Origin of the sequence: Bacteriovorax sp. DB6_IX (assembly GCF_000447775.1) — a bacterium.
Classification (GTDB): Bacteria; Bdellovibrionota; Bacteriovoracia; order Bacteriovoracales; family Bacteriovoracaceae; genus Halobacteriovorax_A.
Genome location: NZ_AUNJ01000429.1, coordinates 1 through 7,172 on the forward strand (window position 1 = coordinate 1; position 7,172 = coordinate 7,172).

Below are 7,172 nucleotides of genomic sequence, written 5' to 3' on the forward strand. Positions count from 1 at the left end.
ACACGTCCTTCCTTAACACACATCCATGTGTCATAGGACTTAGCTTTGTCTAGTGCTGCAACAAAGAAAGTTGTCCCTCTTACGGCCATGGCCGCGGTACGAGTTTTGACTTTAAATTTTTCTAAATCTTCTGACTTTTTCTGAGTTTGTTTCTTTCTTAAAACATTAAAAAATGCCGATCCTATACTGAGCTCTACTTCAGTCGGTTGTAATTTGCTAACGATCTGAGAAACTTTGATCTTAGATTTTGAGTCTAGTTTGATTGTACTCTTATCATTTAGCTTTATAACAGCAAGGGCATTTGCCATAGTCTGTATTGTTTCACCAAGTTTGAGTTGGTGACCCTTTTTTACAATATTTTCTTTATTCCCATTTATTGAGACGACACGTCCTTTGGTAAAAATGATTTTACCAACGATTTGTGCATGAACTGACAATGATAGGAATAAACTTGTGATGACACAAATTAATAATTTCATAGCTACCTCTTTGCTCTATTTTACAAAGAGATAGCGTTTCTTGGCAATCAATTAGATGGTATTTTTTCGATACTTAAAGTTCATCCAATTGTCGATATCTGACTTATACATTTTGCTCAATGGCCTATCATTTAGACCACCTGGAAGGACAGTGTATAGTTGATCTGAGTTCATACTTGTTACCATCTTCCATGAAGGACAAAATGAGCTTGCTCTGTTATGGGCCTTAAAGACTTGACCTTGAACTACAGTGGCACGATTTCCTGGGATAGGGACATTTCGGATATCTATTTTAAGCCATGCCGGTAGCTTTCCATCTAAGAGGATATAATTCATATCTAACTTGTTGACTTCTGACCAAGGCAATTGACTTGGAGTAACAGACTCTATGGCCATTTCAATATAGTCTTCTGCTGATTTCTCACTAAACCACAGTTTTTGATCGTCTTCGCTAAGCTCCTTTAAGAAGAACCTGTCAAAGAGTCCATAAAAGTCTGCTATAAATGATGTTTCATCAAGACAGTAGACTATTTCACTCTTTCCAAAAATGTGGTCACTGAAGAACTTTCTAATGAGCACGCGATAGAATTCCTCAAAGAGAGTTGCTTCTTTAGAGTTTGTCTCGTAGTTAAAATCCCATTGGCAGAGCCTTTTGGTTTTCTCGTGACGACAAAAGATCTCTTTGTATTTTGAAATAAAGTTTCTGGCCTGAATTGAAATAAGATCGCTTTGATATTTCTGAGTGCTTTCTATATCTTGAGTTGTAGAGCTCTTTAGAAGTTCAACAATTCTATCGTGACGATAGCTCTCCATTGGTGCGTTTATGGCCTTAGCAAAACCTTCAGATTCGATGAGATTATTTGCAGTGACAATATAACCTTTTGAAGGATTGTCAAAATTATTAAGAACTGATGGTGGATGGATGCCTTTCCACCTGTTTTCTTTCTCCCAAGCAGTGAGAGGCAACATTCCAGCTCCTCTACGCACTGGTAGTAGGCCAGATTGCTGATAGCTCATATTCCCTTTGTTGTCGGCCAAGAGCCAGTTACAGCTTATGCTGACATTTGAAACATGTTCTTTAAGTTCTTTTATATCAGTGGCATTGAATATACCCAATATTGATTCAAGCGTTTTGACTGAGCCATCTTTACGACAACTCCAAGCGGTTGATAAGTAGAGACCGTCAGCTAGGAGTTTTTGATCACTTGGAGCGTCAAGGACACCAGCATGGGTTTCTCTAATAAGAAGATCAACGTCTTCATGCTTATCACGAATAATTTTCTCTCTTCTTACTGTGAAGTTGTCAAAGCTTGAGCCCTCTCTAAACTTATTGGACTTTACCTCTTCGATAAAGAAGTCAATCATATCCATAAAACCATAAGTAAAAGAAAAACTAAGTTCTTTGGTTCTTCCCATGACAATACCTGGAACACCTGGCATTGAGATACCCATCAGAGATTTCTCTCCATTATTTATTGAGGCCTTCAGCTCATACCAAACCGATGGGAGTCGGTTAACTTCTAGGTGAGGGTCGCAAGCATGAATGACATCACCATTAGGGTTTTTGTAAAGCCAGTTATTTGAGGCCTGTACTTTTGGTAGGGCCTTTAGAAATTGAAATGATTCTGGAAGTAGGGGGTTGTGAAAATTCACCTTTTTTAGAAGGTGAAGTGTTTCTTCACTAACACTACCCATTTCAAAATTTGTCAGTGAGTTTATCTTCTGAGGGCAGACTCCACGTGAGAGCATTTGAAAGAGCATCTTTTCTAAATCTTGCTGGCCTTGGGCAAGACCAAGATAGGCCATGGCCTTAATCGAGACGATACAATCTGTCGCTCTCCACTTCTGTGGTCTGTGGCCTTTGAGTTTAAACTCAATTGGATAGCTCTTTGAAAGGTATTTATTGACACCATCACAATAGCTCTGAATTTGTTTACTCAGTTGTGAGCTCATTTGCTGTGATTCGATCTCAGAGTAGTGGTAAATACCGAGCTCACGCATATGCTTATCAATAGCAAGTGCTGGCTCACTGTCATCTAGTAACTCGCAGATGCGGCCTGAGGCTATGATTCTTAGCATCTCCATTTGAACAAAGCGATCTTTGGCGTGAAAGTAGCCTTGTTGGAAGAGAAAGTCTTCAAGATCTTTGGCGGCAATTTTTCTAGTTACATTATCTAGGACAGTATTTTCAAAATTCATCGCTAAATTATGACAAATAGCAGCTCAGAAGTAAAAGTTAATTCTTATATTTGTTGACGACTTTACCAATAAAAGTGTCAATCTTCTCACCGCAGTTGACTTTTATGTGGTCAAAAGATTTGGAAAGATAGCGCTCAAGGGCCTCTGTGAATTCAGGAGAGTGGATGGGATGCTGGTTCTTATAGATTTTAACTTTAAAAACCTGAAATGACCCAGTCAGTTTTCTATACTGATTAAAAGAAAAGATATCTTTTCTCTGAGCAAGTCTTGGCAGGATGACTTCTTGCCAGATGAGCATATACTGTTCTGCGGATTGGAGAGTTTGTGGTATCTCTTTTGAGAGTGAACGAAGCTCATCGAGATCCTTGGCCTTGATCATTTTCTGAGTCCAGTCATAGATATCGCTAAGATCTGAGGTGTCTTGAATTGTCGTAAAATATTTTGAAAACTTTGTTTTGAATTTGAGGTTGGCAAGTGATTGATCATCCTTTTGCATTTCGAGAATAACCATGGCCAATCGCATTTGTTCACTGATCTTATCATTATTAAGAAGACTCGAATATGTAGCACTCAGCAATGATTCCTCTTTCAAAAAACTTTTCATTTTTCTAATTGAGAGAGAGTCGTTGTCAAAACCCATTCGGCCGATAAGTTTCTTCATCATCCCTTCATTTTTGAGTGAGATAACTCTATTTGCATCAATAGGAAGTAGCAGATCATCTTGTGCCGATAAGTTCAACGTCTTCTTAACTTCTCTATCTATTTTTTTGAACTCGATATATTTTTCTTTTCCTCCAAAGAGACGGAACATTTTTTGGCGGTAGTAGATATTGTAGCCAACCTTGTAGTAGAGATAGGCCGGGAGATCACCCAGGATATAGAAGGCCACAAAGCCTAAGAGGTTTAAGTCGGCCGCGATAAGAAGTGAGGGGATTGTAAACTGGAGTACATTAGTAAAGAGGGCATAACCAACGTAGAAGAATCCCTGTTTTCTAATATAATTTCGGAGTCCTCCTAATTTGGAGGCCATATTTGAAGCTAGTCCTTTCCAATTTACCTTTTGGATAAAGCCTTGCAATCTAGATTCTTGAAGAGTTGGGCCTGCTTCAAGTTTTGCACTTTGACGAAGAAGCTTTTCGCTCTCTTTTCGCAATTCTCTTTCTAAGGATAGTATAAAGTTCTTGGAAAGATTCTCTTTATTGGGTTCAATTTCATACTTTTGTGCAATTCTCTCATTGGCCTTAAGGAGACTTGTTGTTAACTCAAGTTTTAATTGGATATCTTCTATTTGATTGAACTCAAAAGCTAAAGTGTTCAAGCTAAAGATAGTGGCAATGATAAATAGGATGGCCCTTAGAGATTTCATATTTATTTATCGTCAAAAATTAGTGAGAAATTAACTTTTCTCCTGCTTTGATCCGACAAAGTAAGTGTGAAATACTTTAGGGTCATAATTCCATTCTTTCTTATTTCGTGCGCTGGTGTAAGTGTTGATTATCCGATGCGCTCCCTGGCCTCTATGCCTGAGGGTCTCTCATGCAAAAGCTCTTTAAAGAGCTTTGCTGTGAAAGATGTTGATTATATCAAGAGCATTAAAGTCGCAGATATTTCAGATATTCTTGAAAATTCTGAGTATGAAGAAATCATCTCCCTCTACCCAACTCAAGTAGAGAAGGAGGAGATGGCCGCAATTCTTCTTCATCTTGAAAGAGAGTTTCCAGATGAAGAAGTTGCAAAGAGAAAGAGCCGTTTTTGGGAGCTCTTTCATTGTCAGATATAGCTATTATCTAATTCAGCAACAGTTTTTGAGACAATTTCATAAGCTTCATTCTTTAATTCATTAAGCTCATCCATTGTTTTGCCCTTGGCATCTATTGGCGAGAGAACTTTCATCTTGATTGTTCCTGAGTGCCACTTGCTGATATCTACATGCTTATCAAATGATGAGATACAAACTGGAATAATCTTGCTTTGGGCCTTAATGGCGGTCACAAAGGCACCTTTTTTAAAGGGGAGAGTTCCACGCCCCTTAGATCTGGTACCCTCTGGCATAATCCAAACATTTCCACGCCCTGATGTAATGGCCTGAGCGACCTTGTCCATAACATTCCAGGCCTTTCTTCTATTGCCACGATTAATGAGTATATTTCCTGAGAGCCAATACATTTGACCAAAGAAAGGGAAGTAGAGAATGCTCTTCTTACCAACACTCACTGTTCTTCTTGGGACCATTTTCCCTACGTAGAAAATATCAAAATTTGATTGGTGATTTGAGATGACAACGAAATTTTCATCTTGCTTAAAGTTTTCTAGCCCCTCGACTTCGACTTTCATCCCCATGAGCCAAGCTCCCACGTTTCCAATCATGCGGGCCGCTAAATAGGTATTACCCATATTGGCCGGGCGAAAAAGAAAGATAATCGAGCAAAGAAAGCTGATTAGGGCAATTGAGATTGCAAGTAGTACAAAGCGTGTATATTTAAGTATTGTCCCAAACATTAGACATCCAATTTATATTCAAGCATGAAGATGTCTAAGTCATCTTGGTAGATGGCCGTCTCAACGGTTTCCATTTTGTAGTAATTAAGTTTGATTTCATTATTGTCTTTTTTATAGCGATAACCAAACTTTTGACCCTTGCGATTTGTTCCACCGTAGTAAGGAGAAACTGAAATAGCGGGAAGAGTGTCAGGTTCATTCTCAAAGTTTTCAAGACTCACTTCGTGATTCTCTGTGAGTTGCGCTCTTAGACCAATTAGAATACCAGAATCTTTAGAATCAGGGTTTTGTAAATACTCACCGAATAAGATCATTTTGTGAAAGAGCATGTCTAGCTCTAAGGCCATGGAAATATCATGTCCCTTGTAGTCAAAGAGGTATTGTGCAGAGTCACCTGTTCCTACAATAGTGTTTCCTCTAAAGCGAGACTTGTCTGCCAGAGGAGAAGACAGCTTCTCATATGAGAAGTAGTTATAGTGAAGATGAAGACTTGCTCTTGAAAAGATCAGCTTAGAGTGAAACCCTCCATTGAGGTAATAAGCGGCCCTGTTAGAAACAGATCCGGTGCGACTTTGAGTGCTATTTACACTGACGACATTTTGCCTAGAAAAGAGTGATAGCTCAAAGAAATCGTAATCAGCAAGCTTGAGATTCTGTCCCAGCCCTAGAGAAGGAACAGTGATAAAAAGTGGTGCATAGGGATTTTCTAAAGCGTCGACACCAACTTGTAATTTTAAAAAACTCAGTGGAGACCAAAGTAGTAGTGCCTCATCAATGCCATATGTTGTCGCCGTTGAGTAGGAGTCATTATTAAGGGCGGTATGTGATCCCTCTTCAAAGAAGATATTCATTTTTCCGCGATAACTCAGCTCTTCTGTGATTTCTCCATTTGCATCAACACCAATACGCATTCCACCCTTTAGGGCATTGACTTGAGTGCTGTCGGCCCCAAAGCCATAGATTGAGAGGTCTACATTCCACTCAGGGATTTGAGCACTTGTAAGTGGTTGAAATAATAGGGTCGCAAGAACTAGAATCCTTGTCATATATGCTAAGTTCATTAATCTTCCTTTGATTTAACCCTAGTATTCTTATCAATTTTTTAGGAATTGTTAAGTTTTTTATTGGAAATAGTCGATAAGAATCATTGTAAAACACCACCTTGGGAGAGTTATGTCTGATAAGGAAATGTTAGATATCTTCGTAGACGAAGTTGTTCAAATTAAAAAAGAGTTAACAAATTATTTATCATTAATGATGAAGTCTAAAATCGACAGCGTCGATCGTCAGTATTTTGAAAAGTATGGTCAGGCCATTGATCGTATTTATGGGACGGCAGCGACGATGGGACATCCTGAAGTGGCCCAATACTGCAAGGCCATGAAAGATGTCACTTATATGGCCAGTGACAGTGATAGTGTTCAAGGACATAAGAAGGTCATTCGTATGATGATAGAGTGCACACAAATTTTGGATGATGTGACAAAGTGGGTTTATCAAAAAGATCAGGCCGTGGCCTATAAGAATAAGTTGCTGGCCGAAGTCAAAAGGGCCGAAAGATTAAATCGTCAAGAATTCTATTCTGTGGATAAGAAGAGTTGCGCATAATCGTAGGAGTGTATAATGAGAAATCTTTTTAAAAAATCAAAATTTGTTTCTTCGTTAGCAATCTCTGCGATAGTAACTTTATCAAGTTGTTCATCTCATCAGATAACAAGAAACCCAAGTTCAATCAAAAACTCAAAGTTTATGAGTTTATTAAATGAAATCGATCAGGCCGTTCAAGTTGGGACTACTGATCCTAAGGAGTGTTCAAAGTATCTGGATGGCTTCTACAAGGATCTCTATAGTATTGAATCAAACTCAATTGAGTTAAATGCCTTTTCACACAAGCAAATGGAAGATGCGATTAAAACATCTTTTGCCATTAGACTAGAGATAAAAGAAAAGATGAAAAATCTCGTGGTAAATGATGAGGACTCACAAGGTTGTTTA

Annotated in this window: 8 protein-coding genes; 3 read left to right on the top strand and 5 right to left on the bottom strand. The window is 38.6% G+C overall.

Annotation, left to right across the window (positions count from 1 at the left end):
• The 3 genes from M901_RS13360 to M901_RS13370 form a co-directional block, all read right to left on the bottom strand.
• Nucleotides 1-479 (bottom strand): FecR domain-containing protein (locus M901_RS13360; protein ID WP_021278742.1); only part of this gene is annotated, 479 nt, incomplete at its 3' end.
• Between the two features lie 51 nt (nucleotides 480-530).
• Complete coding sequence (locus M901_RS13365) at nucleotides 531-2,678, bottom strand: penicillin acylase family protein (RefSeq protein ID WP_021278739.1); 2,148 nt, start codon at nucleotides 2,676-2,678, stop codon at nucleotides 531-533.
• Between the two features lie 37 nt (nucleotides 2,679-2,715).
• Complete coding sequence (locus M901_RS13370) at nucleotides 2,716-4,044, bottom strand: hypothetical protein (RefSeq protein WP_021278738.1); 1,329 nt, start codon at nucleotides 4,042-4,044, stop codon at nucleotides 2,716-2,718.
• A 66-nt stretch (nucleotides 4,045-4,110) separates the two neighbouring features.
• Between M901_RS13370 and M901_RS13375 the strand changes: the two genes are divergently transcribed.
• Nucleotides 4,111-4,458 carry a hypothetical protein gene (locus M901_RS13375; protein WP_157680017.1) on the top strand — a complete coding sequence of 116 codons (348 nt, stop codon included), beginning with the start codon at nucleotides 4,111-4,113 and terminating at the stop codon, nucleotides 4,456-4,458.
• On the opposite strand, the gene M901_RS13380 is transcribed toward M901_RS13375, so the two are convergent.
• Both M901_RS13380 and M901_RS13385 read right to left on the bottom strand, forming a co-directional pair.
• Nucleotides 4,449-5,177, bottom strand: coding sequence for a 1-acyl-sn-glycerol-3-phosphate acyltransferase (locus M901_RS13380; RefSeq protein WP_021278741.1), 729 nt, complete (start codon nucleotides 5,175-5,177; stop codon nucleotides 4,449-4,451). The two genes, M901_RS13375 and M901_RS13380, sit on opposite strands and share 10 nt — an antisense overlap.
• Nucleotides 5,177-6,238, bottom strand: coding sequence for a hypothetical protein (locus M901_RS13385; RefSeq protein WP_021278740.1), 1,062 nt, complete (start codon nucleotides 6,236-6,238; stop codon nucleotides 5,177-5,179). The genes M901_RS13380 and M901_RS13385 overlap by 1 nt, the downstream gene beginning before the upstream one ends.
• 112 nt (nucleotides 6,239-6,350) lie before the next feature.
• On the opposite strand from M901_RS13385, the gene M901_RS13390 reads away from it, so the two are divergent.
• Together M901_RS13390 and M901_RS13395 are read left to right on the top strand one after the other, a co-directional pair.
• Nucleotides 6,351-6,785, top strand: coding sequence for an Hpt domain-containing protein (locus M901_RS13390; protein ID WP_021278743.1), 435 nt, complete (start codon nucleotides 6,351-6,353; stop codon nucleotides 6,783-6,785).
• Nucleotides 6,786-6,800: 15 nt separating this feature from the next.
• Nucleotides 6,801-7,172 (top strand): hypothetical protein (locus M901_RS13395; protein ID WP_021278737.1); only part of this gene is annotated, 372 nt, incomplete at its 3' end.